We start from the raw sequence: 18,321 nt of genomic DNA on the forward strand, positions 1-18,321 counted from the left end.
TCCGAACAGAGAAGTTAAGCTTCGTCACGCCGATGGTACTGCGTAACAGTGGGAGAGTAGGTAGCCGCCGTTTTGGGATTCTCCTCCGGATATCAAACCGGGGGAGGATCCCTTTCTTTTTTTGAGATTATGCATTTATTTTCTTATATTTGCCCAGACTTACTATTGAATTTTAATATGGATACAATTCTGCCTTTTGCATTACTTTGTTTTACTTCCTTTTTTACATTAACTAATCCATTAGGAACTATGCCAGTATTTTTGACAATGACTAATGGACTGGAGGATAAAGAACGTAAACACATAGTGAAACGTGCCACTATTATTTCTTTTGTAATTTTGATGGCATTTACTTTTTTTGGTCAGTTCTTGTTTAAGTTCTTTGGTATTTCAACGAATGGATTTCGTATAGCTGCCGGAATTATTATTTTGAAAATTGGGTATGACATGTTGCAGGCCCGTTATACTAATACGAAGTTGAAAGATGAAGAAATTAAGACGTATGCTGATGATATTTCCATTACTCCTTTGTCTATTCCGATGCTGTGTGGTCCTGGAGCTATAGCGAATGGTATTATTATGATGAGTGATGCAGATAGTTGGGAATTAAAAGTGACGTTAGTGGCTGTTATTGCTATTGTCTATGTATTGACTTACATTATACTTTGTTTGTCAACTCGTCTAGTCAAGGTTATCGGAGAAACTGGAAATAATGTGATGATGCGTTTGATGGGGCTTATATTGATGGTGATTGCCGTGGAATGTTTTGTGAGCGGTATGAAACCGATTTTGATAGATATCATTCAATCTTCTTTATAAGTGTTTTTTATGATGGATGCGATTGTTTGGAGTGAAGTGCTCTGGAGTATATTCCGGATTCTTTATCTGGCAGTGATTGTGACTACTATATTTGTAGTCATTCTAGAAAATCGTAATCCGGTGAAAACCATGGCGTGGATACTTGTGCTTTTCTTTTTGCCGCTGGTAGGATTGGTGTTTTATTTCTTTTTTGGAAGAAGTACACGTCGGGAAAGGTTGATAAGCAAGAAAGGCTATTCACGTTTGAACAAAAGGCCGATGGCAGAATATCAGGCGCAAGAGGCTTTTTATGACTTGAATAATAAAAATCCATTGATATCCTTTTTCCGGAAAATCAATAGTGCTTTGCCGTTTGATGGAAATCAAGTAGCGGTTTATACAGATGGATATGCGATGTTACAGGCATTGATGCATGAAATCGGTCAGGCAAAGCACCACATTCATCTCCAATTTTATATTTTTGAAGACGATTCGGTAGGACGTTTGTTGCGGGATTTGCTGATAGATAAAGCACGTGAAGGAGTGAAAATACGCTTGCTGTACGATGATGTGGGTTGTTGGAAAGTAAATCCTTTGTTTTATGATGAGATGATGTGTGAGGGAATTGAGGTACAGAGTTTTCTGAAAGTCCGTTTTCCCCGTTTTACCAGTAAGGTTAATTATCGGAATCACCGGAAGATAGCGATTATTGATGGGAAAGTAGGATTTATCGGAGGTATGAATATCGCCGAACGTTATTTGCGTGGATTTTCGTGGGGGATTTGGCGTGATACGCATGTGTGTGTCAAAGGAAAGGCTGTATATGGTTTGCAGACGGCATTTTTGACTGATTGGTTTGTTGTGGACCGGATGTTACTTACTTCTTCTGAGTATTTTCCGAAAATGGAATGGCAAGGCAACGTGGTGGCGCAGATTGTAACTTCGGAACCGGTTGGAGATTGGCACGACATTATGCAAGGGCTTATCAAGGCTTTGTGTTCTTCCAAACGGTATTTTTATATTGAGACTCCTTATTTGCTTCCTACAGAAGAAGTGGTGGTGGCATTGCAGACCGCTTCCCTTTCAGGGGTGGATGTACGGGTGATGTTGCCTAAGCGTGCGGATACGTATCTGACTCATAAAGGGTCTTTGTCTTATTTGGATGAATTGATGCGCGCGGGTGTTAAGGTTTATTTGTATAGGAAGGGCTTTTTGCATTCCAAACTATGGGTGTCGGATGATGAGTTTTCATCGGTCGGATCTACCAATATGGATTTTCGGAGTTTTGAGCACAATTTTGAAGCGAATGTCTTTTTTTATGATGTTGAAATGGCTTTGCGTCTGAAAGGAGTGTTTCTTGCCGACCAAAAGCATTGTCAGCTTTTGTCGCGCAAGTTATGGAGCCAGCGTTCATGGAAGAATAAGATAACCGAATCGGTTGTACGTTTGCTGGCTCCCTTGCTTTAGTGAAAAAATGAGAAGTTTACGCTTCCATAGTGCCGGTGTTCGGTGAAGTGCGGATGGCTTTCAAAGTTCAGGTTCTTTCCATGTTCCAAAACGAAAAGTCCGTCGGGTTTGAGCAGATTGTATTCGAATATCTTGTCTGGGATGCTTTCTAATTCCGGTAAAGCGTAGGGAGGGTCAGCAAAGATAAAATCGAATTGTTCCTTGCATTTACTGATGTATTTGAATACGTCACCTCGTATGGTCTTGCATTTGTCGGTCTTTATATCGCTCATGATTTTGCAGATAAAGGCATAGTGTTGAGGGTCTTTTTCTACTGATACGACTTTGTCGCATCCTCTTGACAAAAGCTCAATACTGATGCTTCCAGTTCCTGCAAACAGGTCGAGTGCCGTTACGTTGTTTTCGAAATCGAAATGATTGTTTAAGACATTGAAAAGGTTTTCTTTGGCAAAATCGGTAGTAGGACGAGCCTTGAAAGTATGGGGCACATCGAACCTCCGGTGTTTGTAGATTCCACTGATTACTCGCATATAAATAAAGATTGAATATCAAACGGAATCGTTTCCAGCGAAGTGTCGGAAGACTGCTGGAGTTCCGCCTGAGGGTTGTTGATTATGAATATTTTCCGGATGAATTGTCGGAGGAAACTAATTTGTCCGTGCAGTTCCTCTTTCGTAAGCCCTGTGAGATGCAGTTCATCTTTTTCTGTATCATAGTCTAATTGTTTCCAGATATTCAGCAGGTAATACGAACGGTCTTCATTGGTGCTTATCGGATAGGTATTGGCAAGTTGTAATCTGCCGTTAGAGAAACAGAATACTTCCATATTGTCGGCATGTATATTGGCATATATTTGCTGTGTTTGTCTTTGACGATTTTCTTTGGTAAAGTATTCTATCTGAGGGCTTACTGTAGCAAAAAAACGTGCACGAGGAAAATGCTCGGACAAAAATACGTGGGTTAGTTTGTCAATAGAGAACAATACTACCACATTACTGTTGCCCAGGATGTTGCATAAAACGATTTCATTGTTCTGTTTGGGTACGTTTTGGTAGAAAAGCATTTCCATTTGTTCGTCTTCGAAGAGTTCGAGGGGAACGGTAGTATACCGTAAAGTATGTATCAGGATGTTGGTTTGATGGTATATAACGTTCAGCTCAGGAGTTTGAGACAGGAAACCTTTTACATTGGCTGCCATCGAACGTTGCACGTTTACTGCGGTATGCTGGAAATAGATATGGCTTGCATCTGCCGGATGATAGGTTGCAAAAGAAAATCCCTCCGGACTGAGTCGGATAGAGAGAGTTTGGAATTCCGGTTGAGTCTGGTTGGTATCTTTTTCTGGCATATTCTTTCTTCTTTTTGCGTTTTTTGGTTTATATTCGTGTATAAAAATATGACTTCTGTTTTTAAGAGTGGACAAAGTTACTAAAATTTATAGGATAAGTATGCTGAACATCAAATTATTGGATCAGATAAAGCAAAATTTCTTTAATAAGCCAACTTCCGGGCAAGAATTAACGATGAATTTGTTCGTTGATTTTCTTCTCTCCTCTCAACCGGATACCGTTTTCTTGTTGAAAGGATATGCTGGAACAGGAAAAACCAGTCTGGTAAGTGCATTGGTGAGAACTCTTGACGGGATGAAGCAGAAATGTATATTGCTGGCTCCTACGGGGCGGGCGGCCAAAGTATTCGCGCTTCACTCCGGACATCCGGCTTACACCATCCACCGGCGTATTTACCGCCAGCGTACTTTTTCGAACGAGATGGATAATTTTACGATGAATGTCAATCTGCACCAGCACACGTTGTTCATTGTGGACGAAGCCTCGATGATATCCAATCTGGGCTTGTCGGGAAACGTGTTCGGGAGCGGACGCTTGCTGGACGACCTGATACAATATGTATATGGCGGGCAAGGGTGTAGGTTGGTGTTGGTGGGCGACACCGCCCAGCTGCCTCCTGTAGGCGAAGAAGAGAGTCCGGCACTCTCGGCAGATGTGTTGAGAGGGTATGGGTTGGAGGTCGTAGAGCAGGAGCTGACGCAAGTAGTCCGGCAGGAGTCGGAGTCGGGCATCTTGTACAATGCCACTTGCCTGCGCCGGAAAATGGCGGAAGAGTTTTCCGGAGAGCTTCCCCACATACGGGTAGAGGGATTTCCTGATGTGCGTGTAGTGCCGGGGAGCGAACTGATAGAGACCCTCAACACCTGTTATGGGCGCGAGGGAATGGACGAAACCATCGTGATTTGCCGTTCGAACAAGCGGGCTAACCTTTATAACCAGGGAATACGGAATACGATTCTTTATCGTGAGGATGAATTGAATGCGGGCGATATCCTGATGGTGGCGAAGAACAATTATTTTTGGGGAGCCGATGTCAAGGAACTGGATTTTATCGCCAACGGGGATATAGCCGTGGTACGCCGGGTGCGCCGGGTGCACGAGATGTATGGATTCCGTTTTGCCGATGTGCTTCTTGCGTTTCCTGATTACAACGATATTGAGCTGGAGGTGAAAATCCTGCTTGATACGCTCCATACCGATGCGCCGGCATTGCCCAAAGAGCATGCCGACCGTTTGTTTCATGCCGTGCTCGAAGATTACCAGGATATTACCACGAAAGCGGGGCGGATGAAGAAGATAAAGGCAGACCCGTGGTATAACGCTTTGCAGGTGAAGTATGCATACGCCGTAACGTGCCACAAAGCGCAGGGCGGACAATGGCAAAACGTGTTCATCGATCAGGGGTATCTGACCGAGGATATGGTTTCGCCCGATTATTACCGCTGGCTTTATACGGCAATTACGCGTGCTAAAGGAACTTTGTATTTGGTGAACTGGCCTGAGAGCCAAAAGGAATAAAAAAGAAGTGCGCCTGATAGGACTCGAACCTACACGTCTCACGACACCAGATCCTAAGTCTGGCGCGGCTACCAATTACGCCACAGGCGCATGTCCATGTTAAAATGGAATTGCGGGTGCAAAGATAAGGCTTATTTTCGAAATCGCCAAATCTTTGTGTGAAATTTCACTACAGAGGTGGGTCACTACAGAGGTGCATAGAAACCATTTCCGGTAGAAACCATTTCCTTATTGTCCTTTCAGCACCCGGCATGCCGTTTCTATCATGGTGTCTTTCCCCTGGGCGATGTCTTCGCTGGTCATGTCTACTTTCACGTCAGGGTCGATACCGAATTCCAGGTGGTTCATTTCGGGGTCGAGCATCGGGCTGGCAGAGAAACGGATGGACCAGCCGCAGGGGATTTCCGATGAGAAGGGAAGCCCTGAGCCTCCGCCTGTCTTGTCACCTACAAGGGTCACGTTGGGGAACTGGTTCATGCTGTTCACAAAATCGTTGGTGGCGCTATAGGCACGGCGGTTGGTGAGCACTACCACCGGCTTTTGCCACCGGATGCCGTCCGAAGGCTCGATGTAGACAGGTTTAGGGTCGGAAAAATCATCGTGGGCAGGTCCCGTCTTGTGGTACATATAGCCTACAAGCACCCGCTCGTTGGTGAAACGTGCCGCCAGTTTTTGTGCCGTGGTCAGGTTTCCGCCTCCGTTATCCCGTACATCTACAATCAGTCCGTCGCATACGGCAAGCGAGTTCAGGGTCTGGTCCAGATTTCCGTCTCCAATGCCGTTCGAGAAACTTTCGCAATAGATGTAGCCGATGTTGTTTTCCAGTATCGACCAGGTAATGCCCGACGAGTTCACGTAGTCTTTTCCCAGGTAATTGCTCTGGATGCTGTCACTGAAATTATGGGGGAAGGCGTCAAACCATGCGCGGTATTGCGATGTGCCGATGGAACTGGACAGGTTGACATGCCCGTCCCTCAGCTCGTTCACCATGTCCGAGAGCACTTCGTAGAGGTTTTCCCACGTCATGTCGGACGTGATGCGCTGGGCGTAGCGGGTGTGCACTTCGTCCCAGTCCAGCCCGTATTCTTCGTGCTTGTATTCCAGAAAGCAATATTGTTCGTCAATGATTTTCCATAGGGACTCGAAGTTCGACTCGGGCGTATTGCCTGATATGTCTTCGCGGATGCAGGAGGCGAACAATGCCTGCACGGTAATGCATAGGTAGAGGATATATTTTCTCATGGTTTAAAACGGAGTTATTTTAGGTGGCGTGGTCATGTGTTTCTTTCCATGGAACAGGTACAGATTGCGCACGACGCCTATCATGAAATCGTGCGAGTAGGTATGGCTTTTCAGGTTGTTTACCTTTGCTTGCTGGAGGTCGCATACGTAGCCCACACGCATCACCGTGTTCCCTACCGGGAAGTCGAGGGTAAGGAGCTGGCGCAGGGACGGGTTGTTGTGCAGGGAGGTGAACACTACGTTCCGTCCTCCGTTGCCCAGCGAGAATATTTCGTAATACGATTCGCCGAACTCAGGCGAGAACATCACGCCCAGCAGGGGCAGGTTCGCTTGCCAGCGTACCGTGAGCGGATAGTTCTTGATGCGGAACCGGTAGATGAGCATCCCTGATGCCCCTAAGCCCCCGTAGGCTTTTGCCTGGGCAGGGTTGTTCGAGTTGCGCCGGTTGTATACAACGCCTGCATTGAGGTCGAGCATGGGGCCGAAAAGTATCTTCAGTCCCTTGGCAGGGCGGAACTGGTAATGCAGGGCATAGTTCCAGTTCACCAGACCGCCATACGTATGGTTGGTTTGCGAAATGTTTTCGGTGTACGAGGCATGTAGCTGGAACAGGTTTTGCGCCGAAACGTTCCCGTCCATCAGGCGGGTCATCCGCATCGTTTCGTAGGCGAAGCGCACTTCTGGACCTTCGTATTCCAAGGGCGAGAGATAGGTCTCGAATGTGTTGTTGTGTCCGGCTCCTATCATCACCGAGCGCATCACGTGGCGTGTGGCTTGCAGGGAGTCTTGCGCTTGGATACGGGTCGGAAGGCAGGTTAAGACTATCAGAATAAAAACACAGAGGCGCAGAGGCACAGAGGCTTTATTTTTTATTCTCAGTGTCTTTGTGTCTCTGTGTTCGATATAAATCAATGTTTTCATTCTTCTTCGTTATCGAATAGGTTCATTTGTCCGTTTTCGTCTTCGGATGTTCCGTTATCTTCTGTGTCGGGAACTTCTTCGGGTTCCGGCATACGGGTAGGTTCCAGTTCGTTTACCTCGCCCACGGTGTAGGTGGTGAGGCGTTTGCCCTTAGCCTTGTAGCTCTTTATGCCTACAAAGTCGGATGCTTCTACTATCAGCGGTTCCCGGAACGCGTCGTGTCCGCCGAATACCACCTGGATGCGCGGATAGGCTTCGGGGCTGAGCAGGAGCAAACGGTTTTGCTTGTTCTCGCCCAAGTAGTTCTGGCGCTTGCTTGTCGCCTCGAAGCAGAAGCGTTTCAGGTATGGGTAGTTCTGCTGGTCGGCATCGTAGAGCACGGCGGTCCACACCTTGTCGGCATCAAACTTTTCGATGAGCCGGATATCGGGGTCGTAATGGTTGTTCAGGTCGAAGTCGGTAGTATAGAAGTCGCCGTCTGTATGTACCACGAGGATGCGGTCATCGCTTTGGAACTCGCCTAAGTATTGTCCGCGCCCGTCGTAATTGAGGCGTAACACATCGTGGTCGAACCACACCTTGCGTCCGCCCAGGGTAGAGCCTCCGCGTTGTTTCAGCCCGATTTTGTGTACCTCGTACTTGGTGAGCAAGTTGCCCATCGACTGGCGTCCCTTGATGTTGATGGTGCTGAAGTCGCGTTCGAACACCAGTTTCTTGATGCGCGGGTTGGGGCGCAGGGTCACTTTCACGGTTTCCGCCTCGCCGTTGGGGTTGGCGGTGAAGTAGACGATGCGCGAACCCGGTGTGCCTTGCGTCACGTCGTACTCGCGGTCGCGTATCATCGAAGTCACGTTGAAACGCTTGATGTAGTGGTATCCGTCTTTCCCGTCGCGGTAGATGACGTTGTAGATAGTACGCTTGTCGTTCTTCTTGAATACGTTGACGTAGAGGATGTTCTTGCCTACGAAGAGCTTGTCCTGTACGCGCACCACCTTGTATTTCCCGTCGCGGTAGAAGATGATTACATCGTCGATATCGGAACAGTTGCACACGAATTCGTCCTTTTTCAGTCCCGTGCCGATAAAGCCTTCCTCGCGGTTGATGTAGAGCTTTTCGTTGGCTTCCGCCACTTTGGTGGCTACGATGGTGTCGAAGTTTCGTATCTCGGTGCGGCGGGGGAACTGTGCTCCGTATTTCTCTTTCAGGCGGCGGAACCAGGCGATGGTATAGTCGGTAATGTGCGCCAGGTGGTTTTCGGTCTCTTCGATGTCCGCTTTCAGCCGGGCGATGTTCTCGTCCGCCTTGTCTTTGTTGAACTTCAGGATGCGTGCCATCTTGATTTCCATCAGGCGCAGGATGTCATCCTTGGTCACTTCGCGCACCATTTGGGGATAGAACGGGGTAAGCCGCTCGTCGATATGCGCGCAGGCGGCGTCCATGTTTTCGGCTTGCTCGAAGCCGCGGTCTTTGTAGATGCGCTCTTCGATGAAGATTTTCTCCAGCGAGGCGAAGTGCAGGGTCTCCAGGGTCTCGTCGCGCTGTATTTCCAGTTCGCGGCGCAAGAGCCCGAGGGTGTGGTCGACCGACTTGCGGAGCACCGTGCCTACCGAGAGGAAATGCGGCTTCTTGTCCTCGATGACGCAGCAGTTGGGCGAGATGTTCACTTCGCAATCCGTAAAGGCATAAAGGGCGTCCAGCGTCTTGTCCGACGAGGCTCCGGGGGCGAGGTGTACCAGTATTTCCACCTTGTCGGCGGTGTTGTCGTCTACCTTGCGCACCTTGATTTTCCCTTTTTCTACGGCTTTCAATATAGAGTCGATGAGCGACGATGTGGTTTTCCCGTAGGGAATTTCGCTGATGCAGAGTGTCTTGTTGTCTATTTTCGATATCTTGGCACGTACGCGCACCACTCCGCCCCGCTCGCCGTCGTTGTAGCGCGACACGTCTACCGCCCCTCCGGTCTGGAAGTCGGGGTAGAGGTGGAACTCTTCGCCGTGCAGGTAAGCGATGGCTGCATCGCATAACTCATTGAAGTTGTGAGGCAGGATTTTCGATGAAAGTCCTACGGCGATGCCTTCTACGCCCTGTGCCAGCAACAGGGGGAACTTGACCGGCAGGGTTACGGGTTCGCGGTTGCGCCCGTCGTAAGAGGCTTGCCATTCGGTGGTCTTGGGATTGAACACCACGTCGAGGGCGAATTTCGACAAGCGTGCTTCGATGTATCGGGGGGCGGCTGCATCATCGCCCGTGAGGATGTTTCCCCAGTTTCCCTGGCAATCAATGAGCAGGTCTTTCTGCCCCAGCTGCACCAGCGCGTCGCCGATGGAAGCGTCGCCGTGCGGATGGAACTGCATGGTATGCCCCACGATGTTCGCCACCTTGTTGTAGCGTCCGTCGTCCAGCCGTTTCATGGCGTGCAGGATGCGCCGCTGCACCGGTTTCAGTCCGTCGTTGATGTGGGGTACGGCACGTTCCAGAATGACGTACGAGGCATAGTCGAGGAACCAGTTCTGATACATTCCGCTCAGCTGGTATTTCACTGCCTTGTCCGCCGGCGAGGCGGGCTTGTAATTCGTATCCGATTCTTTTTCAGGTATATCCGTTGTTTCGTTTTTGTCTAATGTGTCGTCGCTCATAATTGTTTTCTGCTTGATGCAAATGTACGGATAATTATTGGAAAAAACAAGTGCTTTGATGAATGGAATGGAACGCAGAGATGCAGAAGCACAGGGGGCCTCCGTTGCACAGTTACAACCGTTACAATTGTTACAATTACAGTTGATGTAAGTTGAAAATCAGATAGCGGGAAAAACTTGTTATAAATTATATATTATATATATTTATATATAAATATATATAATATATAATTTTAATAGGTGGATTTCTTTTTTTGTCCGGGATTGAAAAAGCATTTTACATTAACTGTAATTGTAACAATTGTAACGCATAGCAATGGGATAAGGCCCTTTCAAAAACGGCTTTTATCGGATATAGCTGCATCGTGCCGGGGATATACGTGCATAGCCCGGTGCAGATAGGTACGTGTGTCATGCAATATATATTCCCTATTGCAGTTAGTCTGTTTTCCGTAACGAGCGGAGTACCGGAATCGCTACGGGCAGGGCGAAGATGAACGAGCAGAAGTCGGCTACGGCCTGGCTCATCTCTACACCTTGCAGACCTAAGCAGTGGGGTAGCAGGATGATAAAGGGGATGAAGAACAGCCCTTGGCGTGCGGAGGCAAGCAACACGGCACGTACGGGCTTGCGGATGGTTTGGAGCAGCATGTTGCAAAGGATGACCCACGTGCCCAATGGCAATGTGATAAGCTGCCAGCGCAAGGCACGCGCACCTACGGCGATTACCTCGGCGTCGTCTTCGCGGAACCATGCCACGATTTCGGGTGCGTAGATGTAGCCGACAATTGAGCAGAGGGTGAGAAACACTACCCCTACTTTTACGCAGAACCAGAAGCCTTGTTGTACGCGTGGGTAGATACCTGCGCCGTAATTGTAGCCGCATACGGGCTGGAAGCCTTGGCCGAAACCGATGAGGAAAGAGTTGATGAACATGCAGATACGTCCCACGATAGACATGCCCGCAATGGCGGCGTCGCCATACCGTCCGGCGGCTACGTTGAGCAGGATGGCGGCAAGGCTTGCCAGTCCCTGCCGGCAGAGCGAGGGGCTTCCTCCGTAAAGGATTTCGCGGAAATAAGCTAGTTGTGGCGTGAAGTTGCTCAGGCGGATGCGGATGTTTTCTCCCCGGCTGTCCATGTAGAGCAGGATGCCGAAGCTGCACACCTGTCCGCACAGCGTGGCGTATGCCGCTCCGGCGATGCCCATGCCGCATACGAAGATGAACAGCGGAGCCAGCCCGATGTTGAGCACCGTGCCGGCGGTGATGCCCACCATGGCGTAGGCGGCGTTGCCCTGAAAGCGCATCTGGTTGTTCAGCACCAGCGACGATGCCATGAAGGGCGCTCCCAGCAGGATGATGCCCAGATAGGTCTCGGTATAGGGCAGGATAGTGGGGGTAGAGCCCAGTATGCGGCAGATAGGGGTCAGGAACAAGAGCCCGAAAAGCGTGATGAGGCATCCCATGATGAAGGCGCTGAAGAATCCCGTTGCCGCCATTTTCTCGGCACTTTGATAGTCGCGCGCCCCCAACCGGCGCGAGATGAAATTGCCCGACCCGTGTCCGAAGAAGAATCCGAACGCCTGTATGATAGCCATGACCGAGAAGGAAATCCCTACGGCGGCGGTGGCCTGGGTGTTGATTTTCCCTACGAAATAGGTATCTATCATCACGTAGAATGAAGTGACCAGCATGCTGACGATGGTGGGTATGGCAAGCGACCCTATCAGCCGGGGGATGGGGGCGGTGGTCATCAGGGTATATTTGTCGATGTGCTTGTGTTTCATAACCGTTTTTTCATGGATTGCCGGTGCAAATTTAGTGAATTTGGCGGACGGTGGACTGAAAAAGGAAGAAAAAGATTGGCGCTTTCAGAAGAAAGGTGTATATTTGCAAAAATGGAGGATGAAAGGAAAACAAATAAGCAAGTGATGCTTGGTGAACTTGGAAAATATTGTATTGATATTTCTAAGTTAGTTTTTGGTGGCGTGGTTTTGGCTGGTATTATGAAACTGGACGTAAATCGTGCCTTGTTGTTCGGATTGGGAACAGTTGTTGTCTTATTGACGGTATCTGCGGGTCTTATATGTATATTATTGGCAAATTCTAATAAAGAAAAATGAGTTATGGAATTGATTTTGTTTTTGTCTTTTTTCGGATTGATAGCTTTAGGGATTATTATGTGGGGAGTGAATCAGTTGCGGAAACAGCAATCTCATAAAATCTCATAAAAGCATTGGATGAATGCGTGTAGTAAGCAAGATTTGAGGGCTATACGGATTCTTTTGCTTATCTTTGACCTCAACCAAAAGAATAAAACTATGGAACAGGCTGCTTTTACCCGCGAGGAACTGATGCGCAGGCTGGAGGAACACCGGAGGAAGAAAAAAGTACTTATTGAAACCATACAGAAAGAAATGCACGACCGTATTAAGGAACGTACGGGAGAGGATGTGACATCTTTTAATGTGTGGTGATATGATGACATTGGATTTTTTGTCACGCTGGATTTGTAATCCAGCGTAATTCTGCGTGCGAAACCGTAGGTCGGCGAAGCCAATTGCAATCCGCATCATCAACTAATGGTTCCGGATTACAAATCCGGCGTGACACACGACCGCAAATACTCATTTAATTATTTAAGCTCGACGATAACGGACGATGAAGGCGTGGAGAACATTGTTGCCCTCTTGTTCCGCATCGACCATCCGCGGGCGGTGCAAATCAGTGGGGAGTTTGCACGTGCGGTGCAGCTCTTTCACGAGAAGCCCGAATGAAAACGGGGCGATTTGTTCCTGATTCGCATAAATTAATAAACTTGTGCTTCTTTTTTATGGATAAATCCGTATCTTTGTGCGCATTTATGAGTTTCGGAATTAATAATTTAAAGATAAAGAAAAATGGCACAAGAAGACGTTTTCAAGAAATTGGTTTCGCATTGTAAGGAATATGGCTTTGTGTTTCCGTCGAGTGAAATTTACGACGGGCTGGGAGCCGTTTACGACTATGGACAGAACGGTGTGGAACTGAAAAACAACATCAAGCAATACTGGTGGCAGAGCATGGTGCTCTTGCACGAAAATATCGTGGGAATCGATTCGGCAATCTTCATGCACCCCACTATCTGGAAGGCTTCGGGGCACGTAGACGCATTTAACGACCCGCTTATCGACAACCGTGACTCGAAAAAGCGTTATCGTGCCGATGTGCTGATTGAAGACCAGATTGCGAAATACGACGAAAAGATAAACAAGGAGGTGGCAAAGGCCGCCAAGAAATACGGCGATGCTTTCGACGAGCAGGAATTCCGTTCGACCAATGCACGCGTGCTGGAGCATCAGGCGAAGCGTGACGCCCTGCACGAACGCTATACACAGGCGATGAATGCCGGACCGGACCTGAACGAGCTGCGCCAGATTATCCTGGACGAAGAAATCGTGTGCCCCATCTCGGGCACGAAGAACTGGACCGAGGTGCGCCAGTTCAACCTGATGTTCTCTACCGAAATGGGCTCTACCGCCGATGGCTCGATGAAAGTCTACCTTCGTCCGGAAACCGCACAGGGCATTTTCGTCAATTACCTGAACGTGCAGAAGACGGGGCGCATGAAAATCCCCTTCGGCATCGCCCAGATAGGCAAGGCGTTCCGTAATGAAATCGTGGCACGCCAGTTCATCTTCCGCATGCGCGAGTTCGAACAGATGGAAATGCAGTTCTTCGTTAAGCCGGGCACCGAGCTGGAATGGTTTAAGAAGTGGAAGGAAACCCGCCTGAAATGGCACAAGGCGCTGGGCTTCGGTGATGACCATTACCGTTATCACGACCACGAGAAGCTGGCGCATTACGCCAATGCAGCTACCGACATCGAGTTTCTGATGCCGTTCGGGTTCAAGGAAGTGGAAGGCATCCACTCGCGCACCAACTTCGACCTGAGCCAGCACGAGAAGTTCTCGGGCAAGAGCATCAAGTATTTCGACCCCGAAATCAACGAATCTTATACTCCGTATGTCATCGAGACTTCTATCGGCGTAGACCGTATGTTCCTGAGCGTGATGAGTGCTTCGTACACGGAAGAGAAGCTGGAAAACGGCGAGACACGCGTGGTGTTGAGGCTCCCTGCCGCCCTGGCTCCGGTGAAGCTTGCCGTGATGCCGTTGGTGAAGAAAGACGGGCTGCCCGAAAAGGCGCGCGAGATTATGGACGACCTGAAGTTCCATTTCCATTGCCAGTACGACGAGAAGGATTCTATCGGCAAGCGTTACCGCCGTCAGGATGCCATCGGTACGCCGTATTGCGTAACGGTAGACCATCAGACGCTGGAAGACAACTGCGTGACGTTGCGTAACCGCGACACGATGGAGCAGGAGCGTGTGGCTATTGCCGACCTGAACAATATTATCGCCGACAAGGTGAGCATCACCAGTCTGCTGAAAACCTTGCAATAATGAAAAGGTCGACAAAGACATATTGTGGCTGGCTATGGATACTCGGTATGGTAATGTGTGTCTTTGCTTCGTGTAGCGACGATACACCTACCGCCGACCCATACGCCGATTGGGAAGCGCGCAACGTAGCTTATATAGACTCCATTGCTGATGTTGTAGCCAATCCGCCTGCTGGAGAAACATGGTACCGTTATGCGAACTATAAAATCCAGAACGATGGAATGGGTACAGATTTAACCCTGACCAACTCAGATTATGTGTACGTAAAGGATTTGACGGAAGCGGATGCTGAATTAGGTGAAACACCGTTTGCAACCGATACGGTAGCGGTACATTATCGCGGATGGTTGATAAACGGAGAAGTGTTCGACCAAAGTTATTCCGGAGATTGGAATGCGGAGGTACATGTGCCGGTTTCGTTTGCGGCAAGCGAGGTGAGAACCGGTTGGACTACTGCCTTGCTTCATATGCAGGAAGGCGAGCATTGGGAGGTTTATATCCCGTATCAGATGGGATATGGAACATCGGGAAATGGTACTATTCGTGGGTATTCCACATTGATATTCGACATTCGTCTGGAGGAAGTGATTCATCCTAAAGGTCCGGACGACCGGAGCCGGAAAGCAATTTCTCTGGCAACGGAAAATCAGGTATCCGTTGACGAATAATCCGTGGTATAACATCACTGCATTGCATGATAAAAGAACAAATATCGGAGATAAGGCTGGTTACAAAGCTTTATCTCCGATGTTGTTTTTATACTTATTTTTGAATTATATTGTGTGAAAAATTCCGCTCCGGATTCGTCTTGGAACATAAGGGCATAAAAAAAGGAGTACCGCTGTACTCCAACCTTTTGTTAACCTTAAATCTAATACTATGAAAAACACATTGCAAATGTACGGACTTTTATTGAATCTGCAAATAATCCAGAGGAAAATATCTGTTTTATAACATTGTTTAAGATATCGGCGCCGGATATTAGGGATATTGAAAGGCTTTTTAGTTATCTTTGCCGATGTAAAAGTATAAAAAGAAGATAACAAGACTATGGCATTTAACGCGACAAAGAAAGAATGGAGTGAACTCTATGCGTTTTTCCGTTTGCTGGCAGACGGACAGGTGTATGCCGGTACGCCGGATGTGAAACAGAATGAAGCTGTGTGCCTGCCGGTGGCTATGGTGCAACGTGAAGAACACGATGGGACACGCCGGTACGTAATCGGGAAGAATGAAGTGAGGATATGTGGAGAACAAATGGATAAGCGCGTTCCGAGGGAAGATTTTGCTACGGTATCGGAACTGGTATTACAGGCTTTGCGTGAATCGGAAACCGATGATGTTGCCTCGCCCGAAGGAGTGGAAGGCTTCTTGGACGAAGTGGCGATATACAATCTGGAAGCCAAAACCGATGACCGTACCGATTTTAAGGTAGCGTTCTATCGTGAAGACGCGCCCTTGACGGGCTTCTGTGTGCGTTCGAGGCTGGGAGCATTATATCCCTTGCTGGACGGTGGGAGGGCTGCAAACTTCAAGTTCGAGCAGACTGGCATCAAGTTTCCGGTACCTGCTGTGGCAAAAATCAATGCCTTTGGTGAGGAAGAAGATGTATTGGGGCGTATGCTGATGATAGAACGTATGGGAGGAAACTTGAAGTATAATGATGTGGCTGACAAGATTTTCCGCAGCAACCTCTCGATGATAGACCTGCACATGGGACGCTTGTTGGGTGAAATGACCCGGCTGATGTGGCTGGAGGGCAAGACTAAGGTATCCGATCTGACAGAAGCCGTCAGGCAGCTTAACCCGCTGAAGATTAAGGATGAATTGATTGTCAAGCACGGTTTCTACGATTATAAGATAAAAGAATTCCTGCTTGCCGTTGCTACCGGTATGCGTCCGGCAAAGATATACAACGGCATCGATTCGGCTATCGACGGATGCTTGTTGGTGACGGGAAATGGAGATGTGCTTTGTTACCAGCGGGCTTTCCGCCAGGTATTTGCCGACTTCCTTTTCTACAATACGCGTCTGGAAAAAGGTTCTACCTCTAAAGACAAGTATGGCTATCTGGAGCGTGAGAACGGTGTGTATTATTTTAAGCTGAATCTGAAAGTAGGACTGACGAAACGGTGATGAAATCTTTCCGCTACAGGTTATACGGATTTTATCTTTGAATACAGACAACACACAAGTGTAGTACATTAGTAAATAAAAAATACGACTATGGAACAAGAAGGGAAAATGATTATTTATCAGGTGTTCACCCGTTTGTTCGGAAACAAAGGGCTCCGCAATAAGATAAATGGAACCTTAAGTGAAAACGGGTGTGGAAAAATGGATGATTTTACCAACAAGGCCTTGCACGAGATCAAGAAGCTGGGCGCTACTCATATCTGGTACACGGGTATCCTCGCCCATGCTTCGCAGACCGATTATTCGGCTTACGGCATTCCGCGCAACCATCCGGCAGTAGTGAAGGGAAAAGCGGGCTCGCCATATGCTATCCGTGATTATTACGATGTAGACCCGGACTTGGCTGTTCATGTAGACCGCCGCATGGAAGAGTTTGAGGCTTTGGTGCAACGCTCGCACACAAACGGGTTGAAGGTGATTATCGATTTTGTCCCCAATCATGTGGCGCGTCAGTACCATTCGATAGCTAAGCCCGAAGGTGTGAAAGATCTGGGTGAGGATGATGACCCGTCGAAGGCATTTGCTCCGGATAATAATTTTTATTATATTCCCGGTGCCCATCTTGGCGGTGAGATAGATTTCTATGATGAAGAGCAGGGATTGTATGATGAGATGCCTGCCAAGGCTACTGGCAACGACCGTTTTGATGCTTACCCCAACAAGACCGATTGGTATGAAACGGTAAAACTGAACTATGGTGTAGACTACATAGGCAATACGGGCAATCATTTCGATCCCGAACCGGACACGTGGCACAAGATGTTGGATATCCTGTTGTTTTGGGCTTCGAAAGGCATCGACGGTTTCCGGTGCGACATGGCAGAGATGGTGCCTTGCGAGTTTTGGGGCTGGGTTATCCCGAAAGTGAAGGCGCATTATCCGGCATTGGTCTTTATTGCCGAGGTATACAATCCGGATGAATACCGTAATTATATCTATAAAGGGCATTTCGATTATCTGTATGATAAGGTGGGGCTGTATGATACCTTGCGTGCATTGGTGTGCGGATATACATCGGCAACCGCCATTACCGGGTGTTGGCAGCGTGTGAATGACATCCAGCCGCACATGTTGAACTTCCTGGAGAATCATGACGAACAGCGTATCGCTTCCGATTTCTTTGCGGGCGATGCACGCAAGGGGCTTCCGGCATTGCTGGTTTCGGCTTGCATGAACACCAATCCGATGATGATTTATTTCGGGCAGGAATTGGGTGAGGAAGGAATGGATTCGGAAGGCTTTAGCGGACGTGACGGGCGCACCACGATATTCGACTATTGGAGCATCCCCAGCATCCGCCGTTGGAGCAATCACGGGCGTTACAACCTGCATTTGCTGAACGCTAAAGAAAAGGAAATCCGTCGCTATTACCAACATGTGCTCAATCTGTGTCAAACAGAAGCTGCACTTTCCAAGGGGAGTTTCTTCGATCTGATGTATGTCAATCAGGGCGGCTGGCTGATGAACGAGCACCGCCAGTATGCATTCTTGCGCAAGTATGGCAAGGAAGTGATTCTGGTTGTGGCAAACTTTGAGGCTATCCCCGTGCATATCGGTGTGACTATTCCGCAACATGCATTCGATTTTCTTCATCTGCCTTCGTTTGCACGGTGCAATGTCACTGACCTGCTGACCGGAAAGGAAGAAATCATCTCGTGGATGCCTGATAAGGCGGTCACGATAGATGTGCCGGCACTGGGCGGGAAGATGCTGAAGCTTTCTTTTTGAATTTATGCGGCAAATGTAGA

Annotated in this window: 16 protein-coding genes and 1 tRNA gene; 10 read left to right on the forward strand and 7 right to left on the reverse strand. The window is 48.3% G+C overall.

The annotated features are described in order from the left end of the window. Positions 1-177 precede the first annotated feature (177 nt). Both H9625_RS07270 and cls read left to right on the forward strand, forming a co-directional pair. Positions 178-819: a MarC family protein gene (locus tag H9625_RS07270; RefSeq protein ID WP_087213307.1), complete on the forward strand. Its 642-nt coding sequence runs from the start codon at positions 178-180 to the stop codon at positions 817-819. Positions 820-828: 9 nt separating this feature from the next. Continuing rightward, positions 829-2,265, forward strand: coding sequence for a cardiolipin synthase (gene cls / locus H9625_RS07275; protein WP_087213304.1), 1,437 nt, complete (start codon positions 829-831; stop codon positions 2,263-2,265). On the opposite strand, the gene H9625_RS07280 is transcribed toward cls, so the two are convergent. Beyond that, positions 2,262-2,795, reverse strand: coding sequence for an RsmD family RNA methyltransferase (locus H9625_RS07280; RefSeq protein WP_087213300.1), 534 nt, complete (start codon positions 2,793-2,795; stop codon positions 2,262-2,264). The two genes, cls and H9625_RS07280, sit on opposite strands and share 4 nt — an antisense overlap. Next, positions 2,786-3,613: a DUF3822 family protein gene (locus H9625_RS07285; protein ID WP_191763685.1), complete on the reverse strand. Its 828-nt coding sequence runs from the start codon at positions 3,611-3,613 to the stop codon at positions 2,786-2,788. The genes H9625_RS07280 and H9625_RS07285 overlap by 10 nt, the downstream gene beginning before the upstream one ends. 100 nt (positions 3,614-3,713) lie before the next feature. On the opposite strand from H9625_RS07285, the gene H9625_RS07290 reads away from it, so the two are divergent. Continuing rightward, the gene (locus H9625_RS07290) at positions 3,714-5,132 is read left to right on the forward strand and encodes an ATP-dependent DNA helicase (RefSeq protein ID WP_191763687.1); all 1,419 of its coding nucleotides are present in this window, start codon (positions 3,714-3,716) and stop codon (positions 5,130-5,132) included. An 8-nt stretch (positions 5,133-5,140) separates the two neighbouring features. Here the strand turns inward: H9625_RS07290 and H9625_RS07295 are convergent. The 5 genes from H9625_RS07295 to H9625_RS07315 all read right to left on the reverse strand — a co-directional run bounded on the left by H9625_RS07295 (position 5,141) and on the right by H9625_RS07315 (position 11,719). After that, positions 5,141-5,222: transfer RNA gene (locus H9625_RS07295), tRNA-Leu, on the reverse strand. A 138-nt stretch (positions 5,223-5,360) separates the two neighbouring features. Further along, a complete protein-coding gene (locus H9625_RS07300) occupies positions 5,361-6,374 on the reverse strand; it encodes a S41 family peptidase (RefSeq protein WP_013618564.1) in 1,014 nt (337 codons plus the stop codon). Between the two features lie 3 nt (positions 6,375-6,377). After that, positions 6,378-7,295, reverse strand: coding sequence for a DUF3316 domain-containing protein (locus tag H9625_RS07305; RefSeq protein ID WP_225226337.1), 918 nt, complete (start codon positions 7,293-7,295; stop codon positions 6,378-6,380). Next, a complete protein-coding gene (locus tag H9625_RS07310; RefSeq protein ID WP_087212415.1) occupies positions 7,292-9,931 on the reverse strand; it encodes a DNA gyrase/topoisomerase IV subunit A in 2,640 nt (879 codons plus the stop codon). The genes H9625_RS07305 and H9625_RS07310 overlap by 4 nt, the downstream gene beginning before the upstream one ends. A 438-nt stretch (positions 9,932-10,369) precedes the next feature. After that, a complete protein-coding gene (locus H9625_RS07315; RefSeq protein ID WP_191763689.1) occupies positions 10,370-11,719 on the reverse strand; it encodes an MATE family efflux transporter in 1,350 nt (449 codons plus the stop codon). A 12-nt stretch (positions 11,720-11,731) separates the two neighbouring features. Between H9625_RS07315 and H9625_RS07320 the strand changes: the two genes are divergently transcribed. The 7 genes from H9625_RS07320 to H9625_RS07350 all read left to right on the forward strand — a co-directional run bounded on the left by H9625_RS07320 (position 11,732) and on the right by H9625_RS07350 (position 18,301). Further along, positions 11,732-12,055: a DUF6722 family protein gene (locus H9625_RS07320; protein WP_225226339.1), complete on the forward strand. Its 324-nt coding sequence runs from the start codon at positions 11,732-11,734 to the stop codon at positions 12,053-12,055. Between the two features lie 198 nt (positions 12,056-12,253). Then, complete coding sequence (locus H9625_RS07325; RefSeq protein ID WP_162608546.1) at positions 12,254-12,409, forward strand: hypothetical protein; 156 nt, start codon at positions 12,254-12,256, stop codon at positions 12,407-12,409. 105 nt (positions 12,410-12,514) lie between these two features. Beyond that, on the forward strand, positions 12,515-12,709 hold the full coding sequence (locus H9625_RS07330; protein WP_087249615.1) for a hypothetical protein: 195 nt from the start codon (positions 12,515-12,517) through the stop codon (positions 12,707-12,709). A gap of 123 nt (positions 12,710-12,832) precedes the next feature. Then, entirely contained in the window at positions 12,833-14,377 is a 1,545-nt protein-coding gene (locus H9625_RS07335) for a glycine--tRNA ligase (protein ID WP_191763691.1), read from the forward strand. Next, positions 14,377-15,045 carry an FKBP-type peptidyl-prolyl cis-trans isomerase gene (locus H9625_RS07340; protein ID WP_191763693.1) on the forward strand — a complete coding sequence of 223 codons (669 nt, stop codon included), beginning with the start codon at positions 14,377-14,379 and terminating at the stop codon, positions 15,043-15,045. Before H9625_RS07335 ends, H9625_RS07340 begins: the two co-directional genes overlap by 1 nt. Before the next feature lie 382 nt (positions 15,046-15,427). Continuing rightward, positions 15,428-16,513 (forward strand): HpaII family restriction endonuclease, encoded by a 1,086-nt coding sequence (locus H9625_RS07345; RefSeq protein ID WP_022039395.1) that lies wholly within the window; start codon positions 15,428-15,430, stop codon positions 16,511-16,513. 90 nt (positions 16,514-16,603) lie between these two features. Continuing rightward, positions 16,604-18,301 (forward strand): alpha-amylase family glycosyl hydrolase, encoded by a 1,698-nt coding sequence (locus H9625_RS07350; protein WP_191763695.1) that lies wholly within the window; start codon positions 16,604-16,606, stop codon positions 18,299-18,301. Positions 18,302-18,321 lie beyond the last annotated feature (20 nt).

It is taken from the genome of Phocaeicola intestinalis, assembly GCF_014837065.1.
GTDB classification, from domain to species: domain Bacteria; phylum Bacteroidota; class Bacteroidia; order Bacteroidales; family Bacteroidaceae; genus Phocaeicola; species Phocaeicola intestinalis.

Excerpts from the sequence above, each read along its gene's own strand:
- H9625_RS07280 (WP_087213300.1), bottom strand. The coding sequence starts at position 2,795 with ATGCGAGTAATCAGTGGAATCTACAAACACCGGAGGTTCGATGTGCCC.
- H9625_RS07350 (WP_191763695.1), top strand. The coding sequence starts at position 16,604 with ATGGAACAAGAAGGGAAAATGATTATTTATCAGGTGTTCACCCGTTTG.
- H9625_RS07270 (WP_087213307.1), top strand. The coding sequence starts at position 178 with ATGGATACAATTCTGCCTTTTGCATTACTTTGTTTTACTTCCTTTTTT.
- H9625_RS07345 (WP_022039395.1), top strand. The coding sequence starts at position 15,428 with ATGGCATTTAACGCGACAAAGAAAGAATGGAGTGAACTCTATGCGTTT.
- H9625_RS07310 (WP_087212415.1), bottom strand. The coding sequence starts at position 9,931 with ATGAGCGACGACACATTAGACAAAAACGAAACAACGGATATACCTGAA.
- H9625_RS07325 (WP_162608546.1), top strand. The coding sequence starts at position 12,254 with ATGGAACAGGCTGCTTTTACCCGCGAGGAACTGATGCGCAGGCTGGAG.
- H9625_RS07315 (WP_191763689.1), bottom strand. The coding sequence starts at position 11,719 with ATGAAACACAAGCACATCGACAAATATACCCTGATGACCACCGCCCCC.
- cls (WP_087213304.1), top strand. The coding sequence starts at position 829 with ATGATGGATGCGATTGTTTGGAGTGAAGTGCTCTGGAGTATATTCCGG.
- H9625_RS07290 (WP_191763687.1), top strand. The coding sequence starts at position 3,714 with ATGCTGAACATCAAATTATTGGATCAGATAAAGCAAAATTTCTTTAAT.
- H9625_RS07335 (WP_191763691.1), top strand. The coding sequence starts at position 12,833 with ATGGCACAAGAAGACGTTTTCAAGAAATTGGTTTCGCATTGTAAGGAA.
- H9625_RS07320 (WP_225226339.1), top strand. The coding sequence starts at position 11,732 with ATGGATTGCCGGTGCAAATTTAGTGAATTTGGCGGACGGTGGACTGAA.
- H9625_RS07305 (WP_225226337.1), bottom strand. The coding sequence starts at position 7,295 with ATGAAAACATTGATTTATATCGAACACAGAGACACAAAGACACTGAGA.
- H9625_RS07340 (WP_191763693.1), top strand. The coding sequence starts at position 14,377 with ATGAAAAGGTCGACAAAGACATATTGTGGCTGGCTATGGATACTCGGT.
- H9625_RS07285 (WP_191763685.1), bottom strand. The coding sequence starts at position 3,613 with ATGCCAGAAAAAGATACCAACCAGACTCAACCGGAATTCCAAACTCTC.
- H9625_RS07300 (WP_013618564.1), bottom strand. The coding sequence starts at position 6,374 with ATGAGAAAATATATCCTCTACCTATGCATTACCGTGCAGGCATTGTTC.
- H9625_RS07330 (WP_087249615.1), top strand. The coding sequence starts at position 12,515 with ATGGTTCCGGATTACAAATCCGGCGTGACACACGACCGCAAATACTCA.